The sequence below is a fragment of the Aminobacter sp. Piv2-1 genome (genome assembly GCF_037625995.1).
In the GTDB taxonomy this organism is placed as follows: Bacteria; Pseudomonadota; Alphaproteobacteria; order Rhizobiales; family Rhizobiaceae; genus Aminobacter.
In genome coordinates, this window is record NZ_JARKMU010000005.1 from 183,551 (window position 1) to 210,368 (window position 26,818).

21 protein-coding genes and 1 tRNA gene are annotated in these 26,818 nt (G+C 66.4%); 15 read left to right on the forward strand and 7 right to left on the reverse strand.

Annotated features, from left to right (window positions below; translation table 11 throughout):
- Positions 1-43 precede the first annotated feature (43 nt).
- Complete coding sequence (locus AmiPiv_RS11200; protein ID WP_340037510.1) at positions 44-580, reverse strand: DUF1697 domain-containing protein; 537 nt, start codon at positions 578-580, stop codon at positions 44-46.
- Complete coding sequence (gene ilvA, locus AmiPiv_RS11205) at positions 577-1,833, reverse strand: threonine ammonia-lyase IlvA (RefSeq protein WP_340037511.1); 1,257 nt, start codon at positions 1,831-1,833, stop codon at positions 577-579. The genes AmiPiv_RS11200 and ilvA overlap by 4 nt, the downstream gene beginning before the upstream one ends.
- 145 nt (positions 1,834-1,978) lie before the next feature.
- Here ilvA and AmiPiv_RS11210 point away from each other — a divergent pair, with 145 nt between their 5' ends.
- Together AmiPiv_RS11210 and AmiPiv_RS11215 are read left to right on the forward strand one after the other, a co-directional pair.
- Positions 1,979-3,436, forward strand: a complete 1,458-nt coding sequence (locus AmiPiv_RS11210) for a TrkH family potassium uptake protein (protein ID WP_340037512.1) — start codon at positions 1,979-1,981, stop codon at positions 3,434-3,436.
- Between the two features lie 179 nt (positions 3,437-3,615).
- Complete coding sequence (locus tag AmiPiv_RS11215; RefSeq protein ID WP_340037513.1) at positions 3,616-4,698, forward strand: alpha/beta hydrolase; 1,083 nt, start codon at positions 3,616-3,618, stop codon at positions 4,696-4,698.
- Between the two features lie 49 nt (positions 4,699-4,747).
- On the opposite strand, the gene ade is transcribed toward AmiPiv_RS11215, so the two are convergent.
- On the reverse strand, positions 4,748-6,559 hold the full coding sequence (gene ade, locus AmiPiv_RS11220; RefSeq protein WP_340037515.1) for an adenine deaminase: 1,812 nt from the start codon (positions 6,557-6,559) through the stop codon (positions 4,748-4,750).
- 125 nt (positions 6,560-6,684) lie between these two features.
- Here ade and AmiPiv_RS11225 point away from each other — a divergent pair, with 125 nt between their 5' ends.
- The 7 genes from AmiPiv_RS11225 to AmiPiv_RS11255 all read left to right on the forward strand — a co-directional run bounded on the left by AmiPiv_RS11225 (position 6,685) and on the right by AmiPiv_RS11255 (position 14,041).
- Positions 6,685-8,529, forward strand: coding sequence for a sensor histidine kinase (locus AmiPiv_RS11225; RefSeq protein WP_340037516.1), 1,845 nt, complete (start codon positions 6,685-6,687; stop codon positions 8,527-8,529).
- Positions 8,526-9,884: a sigma-54-dependent transcriptional regulator gene (locus tag AmiPiv_RS11230; RefSeq protein WP_340037518.1), complete on the forward strand. Its 1,359-nt coding sequence runs from the start codon at positions 8,526-8,528 to the stop codon at positions 9,882-9,884. The genes AmiPiv_RS11225 and AmiPiv_RS11230 overlap by 4 nt, the downstream gene beginning before the upstream one ends.
- A gap of 214 nt (positions 9,885-10,098) precedes the next feature.
- Complete coding sequence (locus AmiPiv_RS11235) at positions 10,099-11,076, forward strand: tripartite tricarboxylate transporter substrate-binding protein (protein ID WP_340037520.1); 978 nt, start codon at positions 10,099-10,101, stop codon at positions 11,074-11,076.
- Positions 11,077-11,340: 264 nt separating this feature from the next.
- Positions 11,341-11,802, forward strand: coding sequence for a tripartite tricarboxylate transporter TctB family protein (locus tag AmiPiv_RS11240; RefSeq protein WP_340037522.1), 462 nt, complete (start codon positions 11,341-11,343; stop codon positions 11,800-11,802).
- 13 nt (positions 11,803-11,815) lie between these two features.
- Positions 11,816-13,327, forward strand: coding sequence for a tripartite tricarboxylate transporter permease (locus AmiPiv_RS11245; RefSeq protein ID WP_340037523.1), 1,512 nt, complete (start codon positions 11,816-11,818; stop codon positions 13,325-13,327).
- 170 nt (positions 13,328-13,497) lie between these two features.
- Positions 13,498-13,815, forward strand: coding sequence for a hypothetical protein (locus AmiPiv_RS11250; protein WP_340037524.1), 318 nt, complete (start codon positions 13,498-13,500; stop codon positions 13,813-13,815).
- 141 nt (positions 13,816-13,956) lie between these two features.
- A tRNA-Leu gene (locus tag AmiPiv_RS11255) sits at positions 13,957-14,041 on the forward strand.
- A gap of 102 nt (positions 14,042-14,143) precedes the next feature.
- Here the strand turns inward: AmiPiv_RS11255 and AmiPiv_RS11260 are convergent.
- Positions 14,144-14,713 (reverse strand): NUDIX domain-containing protein, encoded by a 570-nt coding sequence (locus AmiPiv_RS11260; protein WP_340037525.1) that lies wholly within the window; start codon positions 14,711-14,713, stop codon positions 14,144-14,146.
- 483 nt (positions 14,714-15,196) lie between these two features.
- Between AmiPiv_RS11260 and AmiPiv_RS11265 the strand changes: the two genes are divergently transcribed.
- Complete coding sequence (locus AmiPiv_RS11265; protein ID WP_340037738.1) at positions 15,197-15,436, forward strand: DUF2188 domain-containing protein; 240 nt, start codon at positions 15,197-15,199, stop codon at positions 15,434-15,436.
- A gap of 51 nt (positions 15,437-15,487) precedes the next feature.
- Here the strand turns inward: AmiPiv_RS11265 and AmiPiv_RS11270 are convergent, their stop codons facing one another.
- Positions 15,488-16,453 carry an alpha/beta fold hydrolase gene (locus AmiPiv_RS11270; protein ID WP_340037526.1) on the reverse strand — a complete coding sequence of 322 codons (966 nt, stop codon included), beginning with the start codon at positions 16,451-16,453 and terminating at the stop codon, positions 15,488-15,490.
- A gap of 124 nt (positions 16,454-16,577) precedes the next feature.
- Positions 16,578-17,207, reverse strand: coding sequence for an NAD(P)H:quinone oxidoreductase type IV (gene wrbA / locus AmiPiv_RS11275; protein ID WP_340037527.1), 630 nt, complete (start codon positions 17,205-17,207; stop codon positions 16,578-16,580).
- 179 nt (positions 17,208-17,386) lie between these two features.
- On the opposite strand from wrbA, the gene AmiPiv_RS11280 reads away from it, so the two are divergent.
- The 5 genes from AmiPiv_RS11280 (at position 17,387) to AmiPiv_RS11300 (ending at position 24,804) form a co-directional block, all read left to right on the forward strand.
- Entirely contained in the window at positions 17,387-18,127 is a 741-nt protein-coding gene (locus AmiPiv_RS11280) for a competence/damage-inducible protein A (RefSeq protein ID WP_340037529.1), read from the forward strand.
- A gap of 95 nt (positions 18,128-18,222) precedes the next feature.
- Positions 18,223-19,062 carry a universal stress protein gene (locus AmiPiv_RS11285; protein ID WP_340037531.1) on the forward strand — a complete coding sequence of 280 codons (840 nt, stop codon included), beginning with the start codon at positions 18,223-18,225 and terminating at the stop codon, positions 19,060-19,062.
- Between the two features lie 114 nt (positions 19,063-19,176).
- Positions 19,177-19,674, forward strand: a complete 498-nt coding sequence (gene gpt / locus AmiPiv_RS11290) for a xanthine phosphoribosyltransferase (RefSeq protein WP_340037532.1) — start codon at positions 19,177-19,179, stop codon at positions 19,672-19,674.
- A gap of 156 nt (positions 19,675-19,830) precedes the next feature.
- On the forward strand, positions 19,831-20,316 hold the full coding sequence (locus AmiPiv_RS11295; RefSeq protein WP_340037533.1) for an NUDIX hydrolase: 486 nt from the start codon (positions 19,831-19,833) through the stop codon (positions 20,314-20,316).
- A gap of 681 nt (positions 20,317-20,997) precedes the next feature.
- Entirely contained in the window at positions 20,998-24,804 is a 3,807-nt protein-coding gene (locus AmiPiv_RS11300) for a vitamin B12-dependent ribonucleotide reductase (protein ID WP_340037535.1), read from the forward strand.
- Positions 24,805-26,363: 1,559 nt separating this feature from the next.
- Here the strand turns inward: AmiPiv_RS11300 and AmiPiv_RS11305 are convergent.
- Positions 26,364-26,651, reverse strand: a complete 288-nt coding sequence (locus tag AmiPiv_RS11305) for a GIY-YIG nuclease family protein (RefSeq protein WP_340037537.1) — start codon at positions 26,649-26,651, stop codon at positions 26,364-26,366.
- Between the last annotated feature and the right edge of the window lie 167 nt (positions 26,652-26,818).

Below are 26,818 nucleotides of genomic sequence, written 5' to 3' on the forward strand. Positions count from 1 at the left end.
TCGCCCGCCGGGCAGGCCAGATTGCAGCCGACCGAAGGGCGCCTCAGGCGCCCTTCGCCATTTCAACGAGCGCAAGCACGGTGCGCCAGTTGCGCGCCGTCGCCGGCACCTTGAGCACGCGCGGCAAAACCTCGGCGAACTTCGACTTGCCGAGGCCGTCCGGCGCGTGCAGGTAGAGCACGTCGCCGATCACCTCGAACCGCTCCGGCCCGGTGCAGCGCTCGGCCACCAGTTCGATCTCCGCCGCCGTCGGCGCGCGCTCCAGCACATAGGCGTGCAGCCTGGTGGGGTCGCCCGCCATCTCCGGATAGGGATTTTTCGCGACGACATTCCCGAACCAGGCGGCATCGCGCACCATGATGCGCGAGCGGAAGCCCCAGCGCGCCTCGAAGGCCTTTTCCATCCGCTCCGTCAGCGCGGCAGCATCGCCCTCGCCCGTGAAGACGACGTTGCCGCTCTGGATGTAGGTCGCGACATCGCCAAAGCCCTGGTCCTCGAAGAAGGCACGGAGCTCCGCCATCTTCACGATGCGGTTGCCGCCGACGTTGATGCCGGAAAACAGCGCCACATACACGGTCATATGATGAAGCCGCCGAGCGTCTCGTTGTCGGTGATGTCGTGGTACTGCACGCCCTCGACGTCGAAGCGCGCCTTGAGCAGGTCGAAGTTGCGGCGGTCCTTGGTCTCGATGCCGATCAGCACCGAGCCGAAGTTGCGGGCCGACTTCTTGAGATATTCGAAGCGGGTGATGTCGTCGTCCGGCCCGAGAAGTTCGAGGAAGTCGCGCAGCGCGCCCGGCCGCTGGGGAAAGCGGATGACGAAGTACTTCTTCAGCCCCTCGAAGCGCAGCGCCCGCTCCTTGACGTCGGGCAGCCGCTCGAAGTCGAAGTTGCCGCCGGACACCACGGCCACCACCGTCTTGCCCTTCAGCTCCTTCTTGGAGAAATCCTTGAGCGCGTCGATGGCGAGCGCACCGGCGGGTTCCAGCACCACGCCCTCGACATTGAGCATCTCCACCATCGTGGCGCAGAGCCGGTTCTCCGGCACCAGCCTGACAGCGTCGGCGGGAAAGTCCTTGAGGTGGCGCAGCGGCTCGCGCCCGATCTCGGCAACGGCCGCGCCGTCGACGAAATTGTCGACCTTGGCGAGCTTGACCCGCTTGCCGGTGGCGAGGCTCTCCCTCAGGCTCGGCGCGCCCGCCGGCTCGCAGAACACGAAGCGCGGGGCATCGCCGGTCTCGGCGAGGTAACGCGTCACACCCGCCGCCAGGCCGCCGCCGCCGACCGGCAGCAGCACCATGTCGGGCGATTTGCCGCCGGGCATCTGCGCTGCGATCTCGAGTGCCACCGTCGCCTGGCCCTCGATGATGTCCTTGTGGTCGAAGGGCGGCACCATGTGGCCGCCGGAATGGTCGGCGAATTCGAGCGCGGCGCGGTAGCAGTCGTCGAAGAAGTCGCCCACCAGCCTGATCTCGACGAACTCGCCGCCGAACAGCTTGGTCTTGTCGATCTTCTGCTGCGGCGTCGTTACCGGCATGAACACCACCCCCTTCTTGCCGAAGTGCCGGCAGACGAAGGCGAAGCCCTGGGCATGGTTGCCGGCCGAGGCGCAGACGAACAGTTCGGCGTGGTTGCCGGCTGCCAGCGCCTTGCGGAAGAAGTTGAACGCCCCCCTGATCTTGTACGAGCGCACCGGGGTCAGGTCTTCGCGCTTGAGCAGCACGCGCGCGCCGGTCTTGCGCGACAGATAGTCGTTCAGCTGCAGCGGCGTTTCGGGGAAAAGCTGCCTTGTTGCCTTGGCCGCCAGAGCAACCCTTTCGGCAAAGCTGGTCATGGCGACGGCACTCCTGGATTTGGCCGGGCAAATGCTGTGGCCCGCGTGGATGGGCTATTGCATATTCGACGACGGGAAGCCACTGTCCGGCACCCGCCGCCAGGTCCAACCGTCTCGCCGCGATCAAAACTGGGGACACGTCACGGTGAACAGAATTGCCGTCCGCGCCGCGATCCACGTGGCCGCGGTCTTTGCCATCTATCTCTCGGTCGCAATGCTCATACCGGCTGCTGTCGACCTGTTCTACCGCAACGACGACTGGCGCTCCTTCGCCTTCACGGCCATGTTCATGGGCGCCCTGGCGCTGGCGGTCGCCCTCGCCACCCAAGGGCACAAGCCGCCGGCCAACACGCGCTTCGGCTTCCTGCTCGTCAACTTCCTGTGGCTGACGCTGGCGATCGCGGGCGCGGTGCCGTTCATGACATCGTCGCTGCAGCTCAGCGTCACCGATGCCTTCTTCGAATCGGTGTCCGGCATCACCACCACCGGCTCCACCGTCATCAGCGGCCTCGACAGCGCCCCACCCGGCGTCCTCATCTGGCGGTCCCTGCTCAACTTCATGGGCGGCCTCGGCGTCATCGCGCTCGGCCTGTTCCTGCTGCCGTTCCTCAACATCGGTGGCGTGTCCTACTTCAAGATCGAATCCTCCGACATCGAGGAGCGTCCGTTCGAACGCTTCCAGACCTTCGCCGTCAGCCTCATCGGCATCTACACCGCGCTCGTCACCGCCTGCGCCATCGCCTACGCGGTGGCCGGCATGGAAGCTTTCGACGCCATCAACCACGCCATGTCGACCCTCGCCACCGGCGGCATGGCCACCAGCGACACCTCCTTCATCCGCTATGCAGGCCAGCCCGCGATCCTGTGGGTCGGCACCATCTTCATGTTCATCGGCAGCCTGCCCTTCTCGATCATGATTCTGTTTGCCGTGCGCGGCCGCCTCGACGCGCTGCGCGACCCCCAGATCAAGGTCTTCGCAGGCTACTGCATCGTCTTCGCCGTCTCGGTCGCCGTCTACCTCAGCCTGCGGACGGGCATGCCGTTCCTGACCGCGCTGACCCACACCGCCTTCAACTTCATGTCGGTGATATCGACCACGGGCTTCGCCAGCGACGACTACAGTCTCTGGGGACCGTTCGCGGTCGCCTGCATCTTCGTCGCCACCTTCATGGGCGGCTGCTCGGGGTCGACCACCGGCGGCATCAAGGCCTATCGCTTCCTCATCCTGTTCGAGCTGCTCGCCAACGGCCTGCGCCGGCTCATCTACCCCAACTCGGTCACGCCCGTCCGCTATGGCGACCGCATCGTCGATGCCGACATGCAGCGCGCGGTCGTGCTGTTCATCGCTTCCTTCTTCGTGCTCTGGGCGATCGGCACGATCCTGATGGCCGCCACCGGGCTCGACCTCGTCACCTCCATGACCGGCGTGCTGACGGCGCTGACCAATGTCGGACCGGGCCTCGGGCCGATCATCGGGCCGGTCGGCAACTTCTCGTCCCTGCCGGACGCCGCGAAGTGGATCTCGTCGGCCGCCATGCTGCTCGGGCGTCTCGAAATACTTGCCGTGCTGGTGGTCTTCACGCCAACTTTCTGGGGTCGCTAACTTCGTGAACAGGACCTGAGAAGTCCCTGTTTCCACCGCAGTTTTGGCATTCGGGCAACACCCGGCGCGCAATTGCCCAGGCGGTGGTCCTTTTCGGCTGGACCGGACTTACTTCCGCCACTATCAGCCGCTCGGGAAGAAGCTACCCTGCACGTACTGCCCGTCAGCGAGATTACGAAGTGTTGCCGTCCAAGTTCATCATAGTCGCCGCCGCCCTCTTCCTGTCCGGTTGCATCAACCAGCCTTCGGGCGAGCTGTTGACGAGTTCGGTCGTCAACGTCCCGGTCACCGAGATAGCCGGCAACCATGCCATCTTCATCGCCTCGACGCGCGAGCGCGCGGCCGACGACAAGCAGGTCTTCGACCGCGGACGTTCGGCGATGCTCAACTTCGCGCGCGTCAACGTCACCGTGCCGAAGATCCACAAGGTCGGTCAGATCGAGCTGCGCAAGAGCGGCAAGGAGGCCGATCCGAGCAAGTACTTCACCGCCACCGACGCGGTCACCTTCGAGACGCAGCCGGAATTCTCCAAGGCGCTGAGCTCCGACATCGCCGCGCGCGGCGGCCGCGCCATGGTATTCGTGCACGGCTACAACACCTCCTTCGACGCCGGCGTCTACCGCGCCACCCAGATCGCGCAGGATTCGGGCTACACCGGCACGCCGGTGCTGTTCTCCTGGGCTTCGGGCGGCAGCACGACCGACTATGTCTACGACAAGGAGAGCGCCTCGGCCGCCCGCGACCAGCTCGAGGCGACGCTGCGCATGCTGGCCCAGTCGGGCGCGCGCCGCATCGACATCGTCGCCCATTCCATGGGCACGTGGGTGACCATGGAGGCACTGCGCCAGCTGGCGCTCACCGGCGACCGCGACCTCGGTGGCAAGCTCGGCGACGTGGTGCTGGCCTCGCCCGACATCGACGTCGACGTGTTCAAGAGCCAGATGCGCCGCTACGGCAAGCCGACCAAGCCGTTCTTCCTGATGCTGTCGGACGACGACCGGGCGCTCAAGCTGTCGGGCCTGATCGCCGGCTCCAAGCCGCGCCTCGGCGACTACAAGAACGCGGCCGACCTCGCCGAATACGGCGTCATCGTCGTCGACCTTTCGAACACCAAGAGCGGCGACGCCTTCAACCACACCAAGTTCGCCGACAATCCCGAGATGGTGAAGCTGCTCGGCCAGCGCCTGCGCACCGACGACGGCTTCGCCAGCGACCGCGACGTCACCGACCGGCTCCGCCTGCTCGAAGGCGGGTTGATGTAGCCTCAAGGCGGGCGACTCCCTCCCCCTTGTGGGGAGGGAAATTCGGCATTCACACGAACAGGTCGACCTTTTCGAATTTGGTCACGTCGACCAGACCGACGTCCGAGATGCGCAGTTCCGGAATGACCACCAGCGCCAGCAGCGAGTGCTGCATGTAGGCGTTGTTGAGGCTGCAGCCCATGTCGCGCATGGCCTGCACCAGCCTGTCGGCCTTGGCCGCGACGATCTCGGCGCGCTCGTCCGACATCAGCCCGGCGATCGGCATCTCGACCAGCGCCAGCTCCTTGCCCTCCGAGAACAGCACCACGCCGCCGCCCACCTCGCCCAGCCGGTTGGCGGCCAGCGCCATGTCGGCCTTGTTGGTGCCGACCACGATCATGTGATGGCTGTCATGCGCCACCGTCGAGGCCATGGCGCAGTCCTTCATGTAGCCGAAGCCCGAGACGAAGGCGTTGGTCACCTGGCCGGTCGCCCTGTGGCGCTCGACCAGTGCGATCTGGCAGACGTCGTTGCGCCGGTCCATGCTCACGAGGCCGCTCTCGACCGAAAGGTCCGCCTCCAGCGCCCGCGTCGGCGCCTGGTTCTCGATCACGCCGATGACGCGCACGCGGACCTCGTTTGCGCCCTCCGGCGCCTTGATGTCGAAGTCGCCGCCGGCGAGTTTCTTGCCGAGCTTGACCGTGTTCTTCGCGGCAGCGGGGTAGGCATAGGCGGGAATGTCGATCTCCAGCTTGCCGGCCTTCGCCACGCGCACGCCGCGAGCGAACACCTCGTCGATCCTGAGTTCGGCAAGGTTCGAGACGATCAGGAAGTCGGCCAGCCTGCCGGGCGCGATCGAGCCGATCTCGCGCTCCAGGCGGAAGTGCTGGGCGGTGTTGATCGTCGCCATCTGGATCGCCGTCACCGGCTTCAGGCCCTGCTGGATGGCGTGGCGCACAACCCGGTCCATGTGGCCCTCATGCACCAGCGTGCCGGAATGGCTGTCGTCGGTGCAGAGGATGAAGTTGCGCGGATCGATGCCCTGCTCGGTCACCGCCTTGATCTGGCTGGCGACGTCGTACCAGGCCGAACCCAGCCTCAGCATCGCCTTCATGCCCTGGCGGACGCGCGCTATGGCGTCCTCGGCGCGGGTGCCCTCGTGGTCGTCCTCCGGCCCGCCGGCGACATAGCCGTGGAACGGCAGGCCGAGATCGGGCGAGGCATAATGGCCGCCGACGGTCTTGCCGGCGCGCACGGTGGCGGCGATCTCGCCGGACATGACCGGGTTGTTCGCGGCGACGCCGGGGAAATTCATCACCTCGCCGAGGCCGATGATGTTCTCCCAGCCCATCGCCTCGGCGACGTCCTCGACGGTCAGCGCCGCACCCGCATTCTCCAGCCCGGGCGCCGAAGGCACGCAGGACGGCATCTGCACATGCACGTTGATCGGCATGGCCAGTGCCTCGTCATGCATCAGCCGCACGCCGTCCAGGCCCAGCACGTTGGCGATCTCGTGCGGGTCGATGAACATCGAGGTGGTGCCGTGCGGGATGACCGCGCGGGAGAATTCGGTCACCGTCACCATGCCGCTCTCGACATGCATGTGCGCATCGCACAGGCCGGGCACGAGGTAGCGGCCGCCGGCATCGACCACCTTGGTGCCCTCGCCGATGGCGTGGCTGGCGTCCGGCCCGCAATAGGCGAAGCGGCCAGCCGTGATTGCAAGATCGGTGCCGGCAATGATCTCGCCCGAATGCACGTTCACCCAGCGGCCGTTGCGGATGACGAGGTCGGCCGGGCGGCGGCCCATGGCGACATCGACCAGATGGGTCGCGGATTCCGTCCACGGGCGGGGTTTGGCAAATCGTGCGGTCTTCGGCATTTCAGGGATTCCTCTGGACTTTCGCCCCGACTGTAGCGAAAGCCGCGCGGGAAAACAGGGGCTTGGTTGTCTGCGTTGCCGACCCCGCTATACTTCGGACCCGACAATGGATTAGCGCCACGCAGATGCCGAAATTTCCTGGAGGTCGCCGCTGGATCCTGCCCGGCCTTGCCCTGGCCGTCCTGGCGCTGGCGATCGTGGTTGTCGGCGGCGGGCTCGCCAGGCGCATGTACATGGACGAGACCGCGGCGCGCGGCGAGACGACGCTGCGCCTTGCGGTCGCGGCGCTGGCCGGCAACATGAGCCGGTTCGAGCCCCTGCCCGAGCTCATCGCCGACAATGACGACATCAAGGAGCTCGTCAGCGATCCGGACAATGCCCGGCTACGCGCGCGCGCCAACGACTATCTCAAGGACATCAACGCGCTGCTCAAGTCTTCGGACATCTACGTGGTTCTTCCCGGCGGCGACACCATCGCCGCCAGCAACTACGACCAGCCGATCAGCTTCGTCGGCGAGAACTTCTCCTACCGTCCCTATTATCAGGATGCGATCCGCGGCAATCTCGGGCGTTTCTTCGCCCTCGGCACGACGTCCTTGAAGCGCGGCTACTACTTCTCCTCCCCCATCCGGGTCGGCATGGAGATCCGCGGCGTGGTCGTCTTCAAGGTCGACATCGACGGCATCGAGGCGTCCTGGAAGGGCGGCGAGCACCAGATCATCGTCACCGACCCCGAGGGCATCATCTTCATGACCGGGCGGCCGGAATGGCTTTATGCCGGCGTGCTGCCGCTGACGCCCGAACGGCTGGCGCGCACCGAAGCATCGCGGCGCTACGCCGACGAGATGCTGCGCGAACTGCCCGTCACTCAGACGGTTTCCGAAACCGGCCATCCGCTGATGACGATCGACGAGGGCGGCAGGTCGCGCGAATTCATCGAACTCGCGGAGGCGATGCCGCTGGAAGGCTGGACGGTGCGGGTGCTCGCCGACACCGCCTCGGCCAAGGCCCAGGCGCTGACCGCCGTCATCTCGGCCCTGCTCGCGCTCAGCCTCGCCACGCTCGGCGGCGCCGTGATCCTGCAGCGCCGCGCCCGCCTCGCCGAGCGCCTGCAGCTGCAGCAGAGCGCCCAGGTCGAGCTGGAGCGGCGCGTCGAGGAGCGCACGTCCGACCTTGCGCTGGTCAACAGCCGCCTCGAAACCGAGGTCGCCGAGCGCCGCGCCGCCGAACAGCAGCTGCGCCAAACCCAGGCCGACCTCATCCAGGCCGGCAAGCTCGCCGCGCTCGGCCAGATGTCGGCTGCCCTTTCGCACGAATTCAACCAGCCGCTCGCGGCGGTGAAGACCTATGCCGACAATGCCGCCGTGCTGATCGACCGCGCCCGCATCGAGGAGGCGCGCGACAACGTCTCGCGCATCTCCAGCCTCGCCGACCGCATGGCCTCCATCAGCCGGCATCTCAGGAACTTCGCCCGCAAGCCCAACCAGAAGCTCGGCCCCGTCAGCCTCGACGAGGTGATGGTCGACACCCAGGAGATCGTCGCCTGGCGGCTCAAGGCCGCCGACGCCACACTTTCGGTCGATCTCGGCCCGGTGCCGCTGGCGGTCAGGGCAGGTTCCGTGCGCCTGCAGCAGGTACTGGTCAACATCATCACGAATGCCGCGGACGCAGTGGAGGGCCGCCCCGACCGCCGCATCGAGCTCTCCGCGCGCCGCAACGGCGGCAAGGTCGTGATCGCCATCCGCGACCATGGACCGGGCGTGCCGGCAGCCGTCGCCGACCGCATCTTCGATCCGTTCTTCTCGACCAAGGGCGTGGGCAAGGGCCTTGGATTGGGCCTTTCGATTTCCTACAACATCGTCAAGGACTTCAGGGGGAGTCTTGGCGCAGTGAATCATCCGGAAGGCGGAGCCTTGTTCACCATCGAGCTCGACGCGGCACGGCCGGCCGCCCGCGAGGCGGCGGAATGAAGCCGCCCGTCGTGCTGCTCGTCGAGGACGAGGACGAGCTGCGCCGCTCAACCGCGCAGTCGCTCGACCTTGCCGGCTTCACCGTCCAGGACAGCGCGTCGGCCGAACGCGCGCTCGACTTCATCACCCAGGGCTTCAACGGCGTGGTCATCTCCGACATCCGCATGCCGGGCATGGACGGGATGTCGCTTCTGGGCCGCATCCGCGAGATCGATGCCGACATCCCGGTCATCCTGTTCACCGGCCACGGCGACGTGCAGCTCGCCGTCCGCGCCATGCGCGAAGGCGCCTATGACTTCGTAGAGAAGCCCTTCGCCACCCAGCATCTGGTCGAAATGGCGGCGCGCGCCATCGACCGCCGCAAGCTGGTGCTCGAGAACCGCGAGCTGCGCGCCGTCGCCGGCAAGCGCGACGACATCGAGGCCCGGCTGCCCGGCCGCAGCCAGATCATGGTCGACCTGCGCTACAAGCTGCGCGCCGTCGCCGCCACCGATGCCGACGTGCTGGTCATCGGCGACACCGGCACCGGCAAGGAGGTGGCGGCGCGCGCCCTGCACGACATCAGCGGCCGCGCCACCAGGCCCTTCGTCGCCATCAACTGCGCCGCCCTGCCCGCCACCCTCATCGAAAGCGAACTCTTCGGCCACGAGGCCGGCGCCTTTCCCGGCGCGCTGCGCCCGCGCTACGGCAAGTTCGAGCATGCGCGCGGCGGAACCGTCCTGCTCGACGAGATCGGCTCCATGCCGGCCGACCTGCAGGCCAAGCTGCTGCGGGTCATCCAGGAACGGGTCATCACCCGCCTCGGCTCCAACGAGGCCATCCCGCTCGACGTGCGCTTCATCGCCACCAGCAAGGCCGATCTCGACGCCGAGGCCGGCGCGGGCCGCTTCCGGGCCGACCTGCTCTATCGGCTGAACGTGGTCACGCTGCGCATGCCGAACCTTGCGACGCGCCGCGAGGACGTGCCGCTGCTGTTCCTCCAGCTGGTGCGGGAGGCGGCTGCGCGCTACCGGCGCGACGACGTCGAGGTGCCGGCCCAAATCGTGGCCGACGTCGCCCGCCGCGACTGGCCGGGCAACGTGCGCGAGCTGCGCAACGCCGCCGACCGCTTCGTCCTCGGCCTCGGGCTCCAGCAGGCGGCGGAAGCCGAAACCAACGGCGCAGCCGAGAAACTCGCCGACCGCGTCGCCGAGTTCGAAAAGAAGGCCATCTCGGCCGCCCTCCTCGCCCATGGCGGCAGCCTCAAGCCGGTCTACGAGACGCTCGGAATCTCGCGCAAGACGCTCTACGAGAAGATGCAGCGCTACGGCCTCGACAAGAATCGCATCGGCGGCATCGAGGGCTCTGACGGTTAGCGCCGATGCGATGTGTGGAATTCCACACACGCCCGGAAGCCGATGTTACCGTTTCCACCCATCGCGGACGCCCGAGCCTCATTTTCTCTGCCGACAAACCGTCCGGCGCGTTGCGCAACGCGGCCTGTCCTCGCCCTAATCGCTCATCCACTGCCGGTGCCGGGAGGATCTGCGGCGCGGGTGGAGGTCACGAACAAGACCCTGGGAGGATTCCGTGAAGAAACTTTTCGCCTCGCTGGCGACTGCCGCCGCCGTTGCCATTTTCCCGCTCGCCGCCGACGCACAGACCTATCCCGAGCGCACCATCACCGTGGTGGTGCCGTTCTCGGCCGGCGGCCCGACCGATACGGTCACCCGCCTCGTCGCCGAATCGATGTCCAAGGATCTCGGCCAGCAGGTCATCGTCGAGAATGTCGGCGGTGCCGGCGGCACGCTCGGTGCCGGCCGCGTCGCCAACGCCGATCCGGACGGCTACACGCTGCTGCTCCACCACATCGGCATGGCCACCAGCGCGTCGCTCTACCGCAAGCTCGCTTACGACCCGCTGAACGCCTTCGAATATGTCGGCCTCGTCACCGAAGTGCCGATGACCATCGTCGCCCGCAAGGACCTCGAGGCGACCGACCTCAAGGGCCTTGTCGAATACGCCAAGGCCAACAAGGATACCGTCACCGTCGCCAATGCCGGCATCGGCGCCGCCTCGCATCTCTGCGGCATGCTGTTCATGAGCGCCATCGGCACGCCGCTGGTCACCGTCCCCTACAAGGGCACCGGCCCGGCCATGACCGACCTGCTCGGCGGCCAGGTCGACATCATGTGCGACCAGACCACCAACACCACCAAGCAGATCCAGGGCGGCACCATCAAGGCTTACGCCGTGACCTCGCCCGCGCGTCTCGACGTCCTGAAAGACGTTCCGACCACCAAGGAAGGCGGCGTCGAGGGCCTTGAAATCGGCATCTGGCACGGCCTCTACGCCCCCAAGGGAACGCCGGCCGAAGTGACCGAGCGCCTGTCCAAGTCGCTGCAGGCAGCACTGAAGGATCCGAACGTGATCGCCCGCTTCGCCGAGCTCGGCACCACGCCGTCGCCCGAGGCCGATGCCACCCCGGCGGCACTGAAGGCCAAGCTCGAAGGCGAGATCGCCCGCTGGAAGCCGATCATCGAGGCCGCCGGCCAGTACGCCGACTGAGGCGAAAGGCAGTTGCGGATTGGTGCCGCCGCTGATTTCCGGCGGCGCTGCCCCTCCGGTCCTGAATTTATCGAAGGGCCGGCACCTTCTCTCCGTCTGCGGGGAGAAGGTAGACTGCCGCACTCCACTGCGCCGACGTCGCCAACTGTGCGTGGCTCCTGATGCCAAATCCCTTCTCCCCGTCTGCGCGGAGAAGGTGCCGGCAGGCGATGAGGGGCAGTGCTTCGCTCAATTGATCCAGCCATCCAAAGAGGCGGTCATCCCATGAACAAGCTTTCCATCGACCCCACCAATGGCGCCTGCGGTGCGCTGCTCACCGCCGCCGGCGCCTTCTTCGCCTACCAGGCGCTCGGCCTCGAACTGGGCACCTCGCTGCGCATGGGCCCCGGCTACTTCCCGCTGGCGCTGTCGCTGGTGCTGGTCGTGCTCGGCCTCGTCATCGTCATCCAGGCGACACGCGTCGAAGGCGAGCCGATTGGCCCGATCGCCTGGCGCGGCATGGCCTTCATCCTGCCGGCGCCGATCTTCTTCGGGCTCACCGTGCGCGGCCTGGGCTTCGTGCCGTCGCTGTTCGTCACCTGCCTGATCGCCGCCTTCGCCTCGTCGCGCATGAAGCCGCTCGCCGCGCTGGCGCTGGCGTTTGCCGTCACCCTCTTCTCGGTGGCGGTGTTCAGCTACGCGCTCGGCCTGCCGTTCCAGCGCTTCGGCCCCTGGCTGCCGTTCTGAGGAGGACATTCATATGGAGCTCTTCAGCAATCTCGCGCTCGGCTTCTCGACCGCCTCCACACTCGCCAACCTCGGCTTCTGCCTGATCGGCGTGCTGCTCGGCACGCTCATCGGCGTGCTGCCCGGCATCGGCGCAACCGCAACCATCGCCATGCTGTTGCCGATCACCTTCCAGATCGGCGACCCGGTGTCGTCGCTGATCATGCTCGCCGGCATCTACTACGGCGCGCAATATGGCGGCTCGACCACGGCGATCCTCATCAACATGCCCGGCGAATCCTCGTCCGCCGTCACCGCCATCGACGGCTACCAGATGGCCCGCAAGGGCCGCGCCGGGGCCGCCCTCGCCATCGCCGCCATCGGCTCCTTCTTCGCCGGCACGGTGTCCACCTTCCTGGTCGCCATCTTCGCCCCGCCGCTCACCGCGATCGCGCTGCAGTTCGGCGCGGCCGAATATTTCTCGCTGATGGTCGTCGGCCTGGTCTCCTCCATCGCGCTGGCCCACGGCTCCATCGTCAAGGCGCTGGCCATGGTCGTGCTCGGCCTGCTGCTCGGCCTCGTCGGCACCGACATCTACACCGGCACGCCGCGCTTCACCCTCGGCATTCGCGAATATGCCGACGGGCTCAACTTCGTCGCCGTCGCCGTCGGCGTCTTCGGCATCGCCGAGATCCTGCGCAACCTCGAAAGCGAAAAGACCCGTGAGGTTCTGATGGCCAAGGTCTCCGGCCTGATGCCGACGCGCGACGACTTCAAGCGCATGGCAGCGCCCATCCTGCGCGGCACGGCGATCGGCTCGGCGCTCGGCATCCTGCCCGGCGGCGGCGCCATCCTCGCGGCCTTTGCCTCCTACACGGTGGAAAAGCGCCTGTCCGACCGTCCGCAGGAGTTCGGCAAGGGTGCCATCGCCGGCGTCGCCGGGCCGGAATCGGCCAACAACGCCGGCGCGCAGACCTCGTTCATCCCGATGCTGACGCTCGGCATCCCGGCCAACCCGGTCATGGCGCTGATGATCGGCGCGATGATCATCCAGGGCATCGTGCCCGGCCCCAACGTCGCCACCGAGCAGCCGGCGCTGTTCTGGGGCATCATCGCCTCGATGTGGATCGGCAACCTGATGCTGATCATCCTCAACCTGCCGCTCATCGGGCTGTGGGTGAAGCTGCTGACGGTGCCCTATTACGTGCTGTTCCCGATCATCATGGCGTTCTGCGCCATCGGCGTCTACAGCGTCAATTCCAACGTCTTCGACCTCTATGCCGTCGCCTTCTTCGGCCTGATCGGCTACGCGCTGGTCAAGCTGCGCTGCGAGCCGGCGCCGCTGCTGCTCGGCTTCGTGCTCGGGCCGCTGCTCGAGGAAAACCTGCGCCGCGCCATGATCCTGTCGCGCGGCGACCCCACCACCTTCGTCACGCGGCCGATCAGCGCGCTGCTGCTCGCGATCGCCGCCGCCGTGCTGGTCGTGGTGCTGCTGCCGGCGGTGCGCAAGAAGCGCGACGAGGTCTTCGTCGAGGAAGACGCCTGAGGGGGATCGCGCATTCCCGGCGCTATCAACGGGCGGATCTTCCGCCCGTTGGCTTTTTGCACATGAGGTTGCCGCAGCGCGTCTGGCTCCGCTTCAGAGGAACAAGCGGCCGACCGGCCAGGCAGGTCGTGCCGGTTCCAATCCCGGCATGGTCTTGTTAGGCTGCCCGGATGCAGACGAAAGCACTCGCTCTCGCCCTTGCCTTGGTCTCGGGTTGTGCCACGCAGCCAGGCGGCGGCCCCGTCGATGCCTCGAAATACGGCGCGTTGTCCTGTTCCGAACTCAACAACGAGATCGGCGGCACTTCGAAGGGCATTTCGGCCACCGCGATAAGCCGAGGACGGGTCGCCAAATGGAACGTGCCGTTCTGGGCTCCGGGCGGGGCCAAGGCCGTCGACCTCATCCAGGACAGGCAGACGGCCAGAATTGAACGGCTCCAGGCCGAGCAGGCCACGATCGACGCCACCCGCAGGCGCAACTGCAACTAGACCAGGTCCCCCAAGCGCAGATCTCGCGCGGCGGGCTTCGGCGACGACACAAATCCGCGCTCGAATTCGTCGACCGGAAACAGCGCCAAGCGCCGGCCGGCACTTGCAATATCGCCCGGCTGCTTTACCAGTTCCGCCCAGGCGGACGTGGCGGAACTGGTAGACGCAAGGGACTTAAAATCCCTCAGCCTCGGCTATGCGGGTTCGATCCCCGCCGTCCGCACCACGTCGATCTGGCGCGCGAAGCAAGGCTGCGCCGCCATGCTCACAGCTTGAAACGCCACCTTTCGCAGAGCCGATGCGCCGCCATTCGCCGGACGTCGCACAATCAGCGCCGCACATCTTCGCCGCGTTCGAGAGCGGCGAGGTGCTGCAGCAGCACGATCGTCTTCAGGTCGCAGATCTTGCCCGAGCGGACTTTGCCAAGTGCCTCGGCGAACGTCATTTCGACGACCTCTATGTCCTCGTGTTCGGTCGCGACCCCACCGCCGTCCGATACCTTGTCGGCAGCACCGTAGGTGGCCAGGAACAGCGCGATCCGTTCGGTGTTGGCGCCGGGGCTGACATAGGCGGTCGTCACATGCGCGCAATTGCCGATGCGGTAGCCCAGTTCCTCCTCGGCCTCGCGGATGGCCGCCGCCTCCGGCGCGTCCAGGTCGAGCTTGCCGGCGCATACGGTCAGCACCCAGGCATCGGCTCCGGCGCAATACTGGTTGATCAGAAGCACGGTGCCGCGCTCGCGGTCGAACGGCAGCACCGCCGCCGCGTCGCCACTGGTGAAGACCTCGCGGATCAGGGTCGCGCTGCCGCCATCGAATTTGTCGACGTCCAGGACGCGGCGCTCGAGCGTCGCCCAGCCCCGGTGCAGCATGCGCCTTTCGATGATCCTGCTCTTCATGGTCGTCTCGCTGATCCGTTCGCCGGAGGCCGGGACTACGATAGTCGCCCGCCCGGTGCCGCCAGGTCAAACCCAGCCCGCGCTGGGTCTCACTGGCGAGCGTTTCCGCCCGGTAACCCGACGACGCGGCTTCGAAACAAATCCGTGCTGTTGCCAAAATGCAACTTGGCGGCGTTTTTGATTCGGCAAAACGTCTCTCCGAAATTGCAGATTGTTACAGGGTGAAATACAACTTCACCGCGTAGAAGTAAGAGGGGATATGCGTATGCAGTACAACTGGGAACGTGCGCCGTACTTCTGGGAAAGACACCGCACCGCCTGCTACGGTGTCGCAGCCGCGCTCTGCAGCGCCTGGGTGATCCTCTCCATCGTGCCGCTCTGAGGCAAAAGACGGCCCTGCCCCGCCGCATTTCGGCGGTGTCCGTGCAACCAATTGCCCGCGTCGACGTTTGAGCGGCCATGACCGCCAATCGAGGATCGACGATGGCCAAGCTCTTCTACGAAATCGTCCAGCACGACGGCGGCTGGGCGTACAAGGTCGGCGAGACCTATTCCGAGACGTTCCCCAGCCACGAGGATGCCCTGCGCGCCGCCGAAACCGCTGCCGCCGAGCAGCGGGTGGCCGGCTCGACCGACGGCATCCAGTTTGAAGACGCCGAGGGCCGCTGGCACGACGAGGTCGCCCGCGGCGACGACCGGCCGGACACGGAGGTCTCCGACTAGCCTGGCCGGCGGTCAGGAGACTTGAGCACGCGTGGCGGGGAGGTCAATGTCCTAGGCAAAGGCCCGTCCGGCGATCCGCCGGATGAAGTCGGCGACCCGCCGCGGCTCGATGAATTGCGGCATGTGGCCAAGCCCCTCGACCAGCTCGAGTTCGAGATTGCCGATGCGGCCGATCAGCGGCTCCCCGTTCAGCCTGTAGTCGAGCACGCGGTCGGCCTTGCCGAACATCACGCCGACCGGCATGGCGATCTCCTCGTAACGCGCCTCGACGGCGCCGAGATCGTGCTCGATCGCCACGAGATCCGAGGAGGTCGCGTAGATGTGGCTCGGGCGCAGGCCGGCCAGTCCGCCGCCGGCGATGCCGTAGTCCTTCGTCGGGGCCTGTGGCCCGAACACGAAGGCGAGCGTCTGCGGCGCATATCTCAGCGACGTCGGCACCCACAGCGTCTGCGCCAGGGTGGACCTGAGCAGGGGCGAGCGCACATAGAGCGACCGGAATTCGGGCCGCACCTCGTCTTCGAGGTGGGTCAGCGGCGCAAGCAGCGCCAGGCCCGAGATTGCCTCCGGGTGCTGCAGCGCCAGCGTCAGCGCGACCGCGCCGCCCAGCGAATGGCCGACGACCAGCGGCTTCTCCAGCCCCAGCGCGTCGATGAAGCGGCGCAGCAGTTCCGCCTGCTCTGTCAGCCTGCCGGTGAAGCCGGACGGCCGCGCCGAATAGCCCGACCCGGGACGGTCGAGGGCGACGAGGCGAAAGTCCTGGCCGAGTTCGGCAAACAGCGTGCCGCGGAAATGATGCGACTGGCCGCCCAAGCCGTGGACGAACAGGATCGGCCTGCCCTCGCCCTGCTCGAAATAGTGGATGCGATGCTCGCCGAGGTCGAGGAACTTGCCCGACGCCGGCACCGCCCGCTCGGCCTCGCCGGCGATGCGCCGGGTGGCGAGCACGAAGTAGCCGCCGGCGAAGGCGGCGACGAGAACCGCGGCCGTGCCGAGCCAGAACAGAAACGAGGCGACCACCAGAAGCTCTCCGCCGAAGACCGGCCGCCACCTTACCGCCGGGCGCCGCTCCGGCAAGGCCCGCCCGGATGCAAAACGGGCGGCCGCGAGGCCGCCCGTTCGAAGATGGCGTCGGTGTAGAGGCTTACGCGGCTTCCTGGGCCGACTTGGTGCCCTTGCCGTGCAGGCGCATGGTGATCTCGGCCACGCGCTTGCCCTGGAAGTGGGCGCCTTCGAGCTCCTGCGCGGAGGGCTGGCGCGAGCCGTCGCCGTCCGAGGTGGTGGTCATGCCGTAGGGCGCGCCGCCGCGGACCACGTCGTTGCCCATCTGGCCCTGGTAGGCATAGGACAGCGGCACGATCACCATGCCGTGGTGCTGCAGGTGGATCTGGGCGTTGATCAGCGCGAGTTCGGCGCCGCCGTGTTGGGTGGCGGTCGACACCATCACCGAGCCGACCTTGTCGAGCAGCGCACCCTTGGCCCAGAGCGGGCCGGTCTGGTCGAGGAAGTTCTTCATCTGCGAGGCCATGGTGCCGTAACGGGTGGCGGTACCGATGATGATGCCGTCATAGTCGGCCAGTTCGAGCGGCTCGGCGATCGGCGCCTCCTGGTCGAGCTTGTAGTAGGCGGCCTTGGCGACGGCTTCGGGCACCAGCTCGGGAACGCGCTTGATGGTCACGTCGGCGCCGGCGGCACGCGCGCCTTCGGCGGCAGCCTTGGCCATCTGTTCCATGTGGCCCCAGCTCGAATAGTAGAGAACAAGAATCTTAGCCATTTCATCTCTCCAGCAGGAAATCTCGTTGCGCCGTCTCGCGTCGGCGATGGCCAAGATGTAATGCAAAGCCCGTTCAGCGAAAGCGCCCCCAACCGTGACGCATCGTTCACAGATCGGCGACTATTGCCGCCTCGCGCTGTGGCCTGTATCTGACGTGGGCCCACAACGGAGCGCGCGAAATGACCGATATCGTCACCGCAGCAATGATCGTCATCGGCGACGAGATCCTGTCCGGCCGCACCAAGGACAAGAACATCGGCCACCTCGCCGAGATGATGACCGCCGTCGGCATCGACCTCAAGCAAGTGCGCGTCGTGCCCGACGAGGAGGACGAGATCGTCGCCGCCGTCAACGCGCTCAGGGCGCGCTACACTTACGTCTTCACCACCGGCGGCATCGGCCCGACGCATGACGACATCACCGCCGATTCCGTCTCCAAGGCGTTCGGCGTGCCCTGCGAGTACGAGCCGCGCGCCTACGCCATGCTCGAGGCCAACTATGCCTCGCGCGGCCTGGAGTTCTCCGAGGCGCGCAAGCGCATGGCGCGCATGCCGCGCGGCGCCGACCTCATCCTGAACCCGGTTTCGGTGGCGCCTGGCTTCCGCATCGGCAATGTCCATGTCATGGCCGGCGTCCCGTCGATCTTCCAGGCGATGCTCGACAACGTCGTGCCCAGCCTCAGGACCGGCGCCAGGCTGCTCTCCACCACCATCCCCTGCCCCTATGGCGAAGGCACCATCGGCGGGCCGCTGGCCGAGATCCAGAAGGCGCATCCCGACACCATCATCGGCTCCTACCCGAAATATCTCGACGGCAAGTTCTGGACCGAACTCGTCGTCCGCTCGCGCTCGCAAGAAGCAATGGAGCGCGCCAGTAGCGCCATCGAGGCAATGCTGTCGGAAATCGCGAAAGCGGCGTAGTATTGGGTTGACGTCGATCAACCCGGAACAACAGCGGGCACGATACTGTTTCTTTGTCGAACCAGGCTTTTGAGGTTCAAGCAAAGGAGGTTGCCATGCCGTTCAAGACCATCGTCGCCATCATCCAGAGCGAGCGCGACGTCGCCCGCGTGCTGGACGTGGCAATCCCCTTCGCCGAGCGCCACGAAAGCCACCTGATCGGCGTCCATGCCGAGGCGCTGGCGATGCCCTACACCACGGCGGTGGGCTTTCCCGACACGGAATTCATCCAGGCCAATGCGGAACTGTGCAAGGAGCGGGCCGAAAAGATCGAACGCGCCTATCTCGCCCGCATGGAGCCGGCTGGGCTGTCCTACGAATGGCGCAGCTTCGAGAGCTTTTCCGGCGACAGCGCCCTGTCGGGCGTCGAGAGCGCCCGCTGCGCCGATCTCGTGATGGTCTCGCAGGGTTCCGCCGAAACAAAGGACTCGGTCGCCGCCGACATCGATTCCCTGATCTACGAGGCCGGCCGGCCGGTGCTCGTCGTCCCGCATTCGGGACCGCTCATCTCGACCTTCAACCGCCTCGTCGTCGCCTGGAACGGAAGCCGCGAGGCGGCGCGCGCCGCGTTCGACGCGCTGCCCTTCGTCATCGAGGCCAACCACACCGAGATCCTGGTGGTGGACCCCTCGGACACCGACGTCCGCAGCAAGGATTCGGCCGGAGCCGAGATGGCGGCGGCCTTCTCCCGCCACGGCGCCAAGGTGTCGGTCAGCCTGCAGGACTCCCGCGGCCACTCGGTCGACGCCGTCATCCACGACAAGGTCGTCGAGAGCGGCGCCGACCTTCTGGTGATGGGCGCCTACAGCCATTCATGGCTGCGCGAGTTCCTGTTCGGCGGCATCACGCGCAGCGTCTTGCAGGCCGGCGACGTGGCGGTCCTGCTTTCACGCTGACGTTTCCCTCGATTTTGCACGGCCCCGCTTGCCAAGAGCGGGGCTTTCCGGCTAATTCCGCCTGCATTCCCCAGTTTTCGCGCGCGTTTGGCGCGCTATCAGGAGTGCGCGTCGATGTCCCTTCCCGAAAAAGCCTTTCCCGTGTCCTGGGACCAGTTCCACCGCGACGCCCGCGCGCTCGCCTGGCGCCTGTCCGGCGTCAACGGACAGTGGAAGGCGATCGTCTGCATCACCCGCGGCGGCCTGGTGCCTGCTGCCATTATTTCGCGCGAACTCGGCATCCGCGTTATCGAGAGCGTGTGCGTGGCCTCCTACCACGACTATGACTCGCAGGGTCAGCTCCACGTGCTCAAGGAAATCACCCCCAGCCTGCTCGAGGGCGAAGGCGAAGGCATCCTGATCGTCGACGACCTGACCGACACCGGCAAGACCGCGGCCATCGTCCGCGCCATGATGCCCAAAGCGCATTTCGCCACCGTCTATGCCAAGCCCAAGGGCCGGCCGCTGGTCGACACCTTCGTCACCGAGGTGTCGCAGGACACCTGGATCTACTTCCCCTGGGACATGGGCTTCACCTACCAGAAGCCGATCGCCGACGATCACAAGGGTTGATCGCGCGTTTTTCGGGTCTCCCCGACATTCCGACCGCTTTCGACGCCCGGCCAGCTGGCCGGGCGTTTTCGTTATCAGTCTATTTACTTTTGTTACGGAGGATTAACCCTACAATCGGTGAAACGGCAGTTGAGTCTCGGACTCGGGCAGGCGCCTATGCTGATGAATCACAACTATCTGGTCGAGCGCTTGCGCCGGCTCTTTGGAGCCTCGGCCTGCCGGCTCCAGGTCGCGGCCCTGCCCTGGCACCGGACCGCATCAGGCGCCATCGAGATCATGCTGATCACCAGCCGCGACACCGGGCGCTGGGTCCTGCCCAAGGGCTGGCCCGAGGAGTCCGAACGGCTGTGCGAGACCGCCGCACGCGAAGCGAGCGAAGAAGCCGGCCTGAGCGGCTCGATCGATACCCACGAGACCGGGCGCTACTACTACAGCAAGGAGCTCGCCGGCGGCGAGCATGTCGCCTGCGAAGTGCTCGTCTACCCGCTCGAGGTGCGCAAGGTCGCGGAAAAGTGGAAAGAGCGGCGCCAGCGCACGCGCAAGTGGGTGACGCCCGGCGAGGCTGCCCGCATGGTCAACGAAGCCGATCTCGGCCGCCTCATCCTCGCCTTCGGCGCGGCGCAGACCAGGGTCGCCGCATAAGACATCTTGCCGCCGGACAATATCGTCTGGCGTTGCGCAAATGCGACCGGACCGCCGCCTGGCGGCCGGATCCATGGTCTGGGGCGCTGTCCCCGGCGCTCCGGTTACCCTCTCCGGAGGGGCGCCGTTCTCCCCGTTATCCACACTTGCCGCACACAAGATATTGGGGTCATAAAATCTGCATAAACGACTTCTTGACGTTGACCCCCGAGTCGCCTTTTATGACTCAAGCGCGCTTGTAGAGCGTGCGGCCGGAAAGTTTCGAGCCCGGTCTTTTTTCCCAGCTTTCGTGAGTTCTCGCTCGCATTTGCACCTGCCCAGGCGGGGCGCGGACGCGTGCGTTTTGGGGGTGCCAAGGGGTTGGCGGGTAAAAATTGGGGACTGGCGGAAATCTTCTGTTAATACTATATTTAGTGTTTGCAGGCAGTCTGGACGCTAGATAGTGTGAGTTGCCCTCAATGAGGGAGTCGCAACCAAAGTTTCAGTTCGACGGGTCCGAGGCGGCTCGCAGGCTGGCGGGAAAGGCCCTCCGCAAGGAGATCCTTCAGTCGGTCGGCGGCTAATTCGGAAAATAGCAACCGGCCGCCCAGACGGCCGGAGAGAACGGGCGCGCGTCCTTCGCAATCACTACGGGCAATCCCCGGCGAAAGACGCTATATATAGACAAAAGGAAATCGACCGATGCAGATCGAGCGGCGTTTCACCAAGGATGGACAATCGGCATATGCGGAGATCGAATTCCGCAAAGCCGTCTCCGAGATCAAGAACCCGGACGGTTCGATCGTCTTCCGGCTCGCCGACATCGACGTGCCCGCCCAGTTCAGCCAGGTCGCGGCCGACATCCTCGCCCAGAAGTATTTCCGCAAGGCCGGCGTTCCCGCGCGCCTGAAGAAGATCGAGGAGAACGACGTCCCCTCCTTCCTGTGGCGCTCGGTTCCCGATGAGGCCGAACTCGAAAAGCTGCCCGAGAACGAACGCTACGGCTCCGAGACCGACGCCCGTCAGGTCTTCGACCGTCTCGCCGGCACCTGGACCTACTGGGGCTGGAAGGGCGGCTACTTCAAGAGCGAGGCTGATGCGAGCGCCTTCCGCGACGAGCTCGCCTACATGCTCGCCACCCAGCGCGTGGCGCCCAACTCGCCGCAGTGGTTCAACACCGGCCTGCACTGGGCCTATGGCATCGACGGTCCCGGCCAGGGCCATTTCTATGTCGACCCCTTCACCGGCAAGCTGACCAAGTCCAAGTCGGCCTACGAGCACCCGCAGCCGCACGCCTGCTTCATCCAGTCGGTCGCCGACGACCTCGTCAACGAGGGCGGCATCATGGACCTGTGGGTGCGCGAGGCACGCCTGTTCAAATACGGCTCGGGCACCGGCTCGAACTTCTCGCACCTGCGCGGCGAAGGCGAAAAGCTTTCGGGCGGCGGCCGCTCGTCGGGCCTGATGAGCTTCCTCAAGATCGGCGACCGCGCAGCGGGCGCCATCAAGTCGGGCGGCACCACCCGCCGTGCGGCCAAGATGGTCGTCGTCGACGCCGACCATCCCGACATCGAGGCCTATATCGACTGGAAGGTGAAGGAAGAGCAGAAGGTGGCGGCGCTCGTCACCGGCTCCAAGATCGTGCGCCAGCACCTGACCAAGATCATGGCGGCCTGCGTCAACTGCCAGGGCCAGGACGACGACTGCTTCGACCCGACCGTCAACACCGCGCTCAAGCGCGAGATCAAGGCGGCCAAGAAGAGCTCGGTTCCGGAGAACTACATCAAGCGCGTCATCCAGTTCGCGCGCCAGGGCTACACCTCGATCGACTTTTCGACCTACGACACCGACTGGGATTCGGAAGCCTACCTCACCGTCTCCGGCCAGAACTCCAACAACTCGGTCTCGCTCAAGGACAACTTCCTGCGCGCCGTCGAGGACGACGGCGACTGGCACCTGACCGCCCGCAAGGACGGCAAGGTGCTGAAGACGCTGAAGGCCCGCGACCTGTGGGAGAAGATCGGCTACGCCGCCTGGGCTTCGGCCGATCCGGGCCTGCACTTCAACACCACGATGAACGACTGGCACACCTGCGCCTCCGCGGGCGCCATCCGTGCGTCGAACCCGTGCTCGGAATACATGTTCCTCGACGACACGGCCTGCAACCTCGCCTCGATCAACCTCCTGCCCTACCGCATGGAGAACGGCGAGATCGACATCGCTGCCTACGAGCACACTGTCCGCCTGTGGACCGTCGTCCTCGAAATCTCGGTGATGATGGCGCAGTTCCCGTCCAAGGAAATCGCCAAGCTCTCCTACGAATACCGCACGCTCGGCCTCGGCTACGCCAACATCGGCGGCCTCTTGATGACCTCGGGCATTCCCTATGACTCCGACGAGGGCCGCGCCATCTGCGCCGCACTCACCGCGATCATGACCGGCACCGCCTATGCCACCTCGGCCGAGATGGCCTCCGAGCTCGGCGCCTTCCCCGACTACGACCGCAACGCCCAGAACATGCTGCGCGTCATGCGCAACCATCGCCGCGCCGCCTATGGCGACAAGGACGGCTACGAGAAGCTGTCGGTCAGCCCGGTGCCGCTGGTCGCCGCCGACCTCAAGCAGCAGGAACTGGTGAGCCACGCCCGTGCTGCCTGGGACCGCGCCATCGAGCTTGGCGAGGAGCACGGCTACCGCAACGCCCAGGCGACCGTGATCGCGCCCACCGGCACGATCGGCCTGGTCATGGACTGCGACACCACCGGCATCGAGCCCGACTTCGCGCTCGTAAAGTTCAAGAAGCTCGCCGGCGGCGGCTACTTCAAGATCATCAACCGCGCCGTTCCTGAGGCGCTCCGCACGCTCGGCTACTCGGAAAGCCAGATCGCCGAGATCGAGGCCTATGCCGTCGGCCACGGCAACCTCAACCAGGCCTCGGGCATCAACCCCTCGACGCTCAAGGCCAAGGGCTTCAGCGACGACAAGATCGAGGTGCTGAACGCGGCGCTGAAGAGCGCCTTCGACATCAAGTTCGTGTTCAACAAGTGGACGCTGGGCGAGGACTTCTGCAAGGACGTGCTCGGCTTCACCGACGCGCAGCTCGACGACTTCACCTTCGAGATGTTGCCGGCGCTCGGCTTCTCCAAGCGCGAGATCGAAGCCGCCAACATCCACGTCTGCGGCGCGATGACGCTGGAAGGCGCGCCGTTCCTGAAGGACGAGCACCTCGCCGTGTTCGACTGCGCCAACCCGTGCGGCAAGATCGGCAAGCGCTATCTCTCGGTCGACAGCCACATCCTGATGATGGCCGCCGCCCAGCCCTTCATCTCGGGCGCTATCTCCAAGACCATCAACATGCCCAACGAGGCGACGGTCGACGACTGCAAGAACGCCTACATGCTGTCGTGGAAGCTGGCGCTGAAGGCCAACGCACTCTACCGTGACGGCTCGAAGCTGTCGCAGCCGCTGAATGCCTCGCTGATCGCCGACAACGACGAGGACGAGGACGACGCGGTCGAGGCGCTGGTCGCGGCTCCCGCCGCCGCCAAGGCCGTGCAGGTCACCGAGAAGATCGTCGAGCGCGTCGTCGAGCGTCTCTACCGCGACCGCGAAAAGCTGCCGAACCGCCGCAAGGGCTACACCCAGAAGGCCGTCGTCGGCGGCCACAAGGTCTACCTGCGCACCGGCGAGTTCGACGACGGCCGCCTCGGCGAGATCTTCATCGACATGCACAAGGAAGGCGCCGCCTTCCGCGCGATGATGAACAACTTCGCCATCGCGATTTCGCTCGGCCTGCAGTACGGCGTGCCGCTCGAGGAATATGTCGAGGCCTTCACCTTCACCAAGTTCGAGCCGGCCGGCATCGTCATCGGAAACGATGCGATCAAGAACGCCACCTCGATCCTCGACTACGTCTTCCGCGAGCTGGCCGTTTCCTATCTCGCCCGCAACGACCTCGCCCATGTCGACACTTCCGACTTCGGCAACACGGCACTTGGCCGCGGCATCAACGAAGGCAAGGCCCTGCCCTTCTCCAAGGGCCTGACCCGCGGCGCCCCGCTCAAGGTCGTCTCCGGCCTCGCCGGCTCCGATCCCAAGGGTTCGGCCACGCCCGCATCGGCGCCGGTGAAGGCCGCGCCGACCGCGTTCGCGGGCTCGAACGTGCGCGCAATCTCGTCGGGTGCGACGGTGACGGCGCTCAAGTCGGTCACCTCGGAACTGCGCGAGGAATCGACCGCCTACAAGCGCGACTACGAGGAGCGCGCCAGGGAGTTCGCCGAAGACATCGCCGAGGAGGAAACCGTGACCGAAACCACCTCGGCGCTGTTCACCGACGCTGCTGCCAACGAAGCAGCGGAAGCCAAGAAGCTGGCGGCTGCCCGCCGCAGCCAGGCGATGATGCAGGGCTACACCGGCAACGAATGCCTCGAGTGCCACAACTTCACCATGGTGCGTAACGGCACCTGCGAGAAGTGCGACACCTGCGGCGCGACCAGCGGCTGCAGCTGAGGGGGCGTTTCGGCGGTGCTCCCCCGCTGGCGGCACCGGATAGCATGAGAAGTAACAGTTTCGGCCCGGTCGCAAGATCGGGCCGAAACTGCAAAGGGGCAGAGTTCGAAAGCCTTCGTCATCCCAGGGCGGAGCAGGAGCGCAGCTCCGTCGCGAAGACCCTAGGATCCATGCCGTGACCTCGCGGCATGGCTCAAGCGGTCCAGAACGCGGACGGCCTTCCCCGAACGCCGCGCATTGCTGCGCGCGCGCCAACCGCCGCGCACTCTCGCCACCCTCACGGCATGGATCCTCGGGTCAAGCCCGAGGATGACGAAGGCGGTGAGGCCGTCGGCAGTCCCCAACGCCTGCGATTGGCGCGAACGCCGCTTTGACGAGAACCCGGCCCCTCCGCCTCGACGCGCCCCGGCCCATTCCGCCTCGACGCGCCCCCCGGCCCTCCGTCGACGTTTGGCGGCGGCGTCCACGTCTGTCGTCATCCTAGGGCGGAGCAGGAGCGAAGCTCCGTCGCGAAGACCCTAGGATCCATGCCGTGACTTCGCGGCATGGCTTAAGCGGTCCAGAACGCGGACGGCCTTCCCCGAACGCCGCGCATTTTTGTGCGCGCTCCAACCGCCGCGCACTCTCGCCACCCTCACGGCATGGATCCTCGGGTCAAGCCCGAGGATGACGAAGGCGGTGAGGCCGTCGGCAGTCCCCAACGCCTGCGCTTGGCGCGAGCGCTGCCTCGACGCGGCCCCCGGCCCTCCACCTCGACACGAACCCGCCCCCCGCCTCGACGCGCCGCCGGCCCATCCCGCCTCGACGCGCGCCCCGCCCACTCCGCCTCGACGCGAACCCCTCGACGCGCGCCCCGCACCTCCGCCGACGATTGGCGGAAGCGTCCACGTCTCTCGTCATCCTAGGGTGGAGCAGGAGCGCAGCTCCGTCGCGGAGACCCTAGGATCCATGCCGTGACTTCGCTGCTTGGCTTAAGCGGTCCAGAACGCGGACGGTCTTCCCCGAACGCCGCGCATTTTTGTGCGCGCTCCAACCGCCGCGCACTCTCGCCACCCTCACGGCATGGATCCTCGGGTCAAGCCCGAGGATGACGAAGGCGGTGAGGCCGTCGGCAGTCCCCAACGCCTGCGATTGGCGCGAGCGCTGCCTCGACGCGGCCCCCGGCCCTCCACCTCGACACGAACCCGCCCCCCGCCTCGACGCGAACCCGCCCCCCGCCTCGACGCGAACCCGCCCCCCGCCTCGACGCGAACCCGGGCCCCGCCTCGACAAGAACCCCTCGACACGCCCCCGGCCCTCCGCCGACGATTGGCGGAAGCGTCCACGTCTCTCGTCATCCTAGGGCAGAGCAGGAGCGCAGCTCCGTCGCGGAGACCCTAGGATCCATGCCGTGACCTCGCGGCATGGCTTAAGCGGTCCAGAACGCGGGCAGTCTTCCCTGACCGTCGCGCATTTTTGTGCGCGCTCCAACCGCCGCGCACTCTCGTCGCCCTCACGGCATGGCTCCTCGGGTCAAGCCCGAGGATGACGAAGTGGGGAGACCGCTCCCGGCAAGTGCCTCACCAGCCGAGCCCGCGAAACAGTTCGTGCCAGTCGGGATTGGTCTTTTCGATCAATTCGATCTTCCATTGGCGCGGCCAGCGCTTCAGCGATTTTTCGCGCTGGATGGCATCGCGGATGTCGAAATGTTCCTCGTACCAGACGAGGCGGTGCACGCCGTACCGGGCAGTGAAGCCGGAGCCCTGGCCCGCCTTGTGCTCGGGCAGCCGGCGCGCCAGATCGTTGGTCACGCCGATATAGATCGTGCCGCGCTTCTGGCTGGCGGTCATGTAGACGAAGCCGGTCATGCCGAGACCTCGACCCAACCGGCATGAAACGCCGCATTCCCTCGGCACTTCGAATTGCCTGCAGCCACCATCCCGGCAACCCGCCCGCCGGTTTCAACATCCTACAGTTGCAGCCAATTCGTGGAACCTGCAACCGGAATCGCCATAGGTCATGTCTTCTCGAGCAA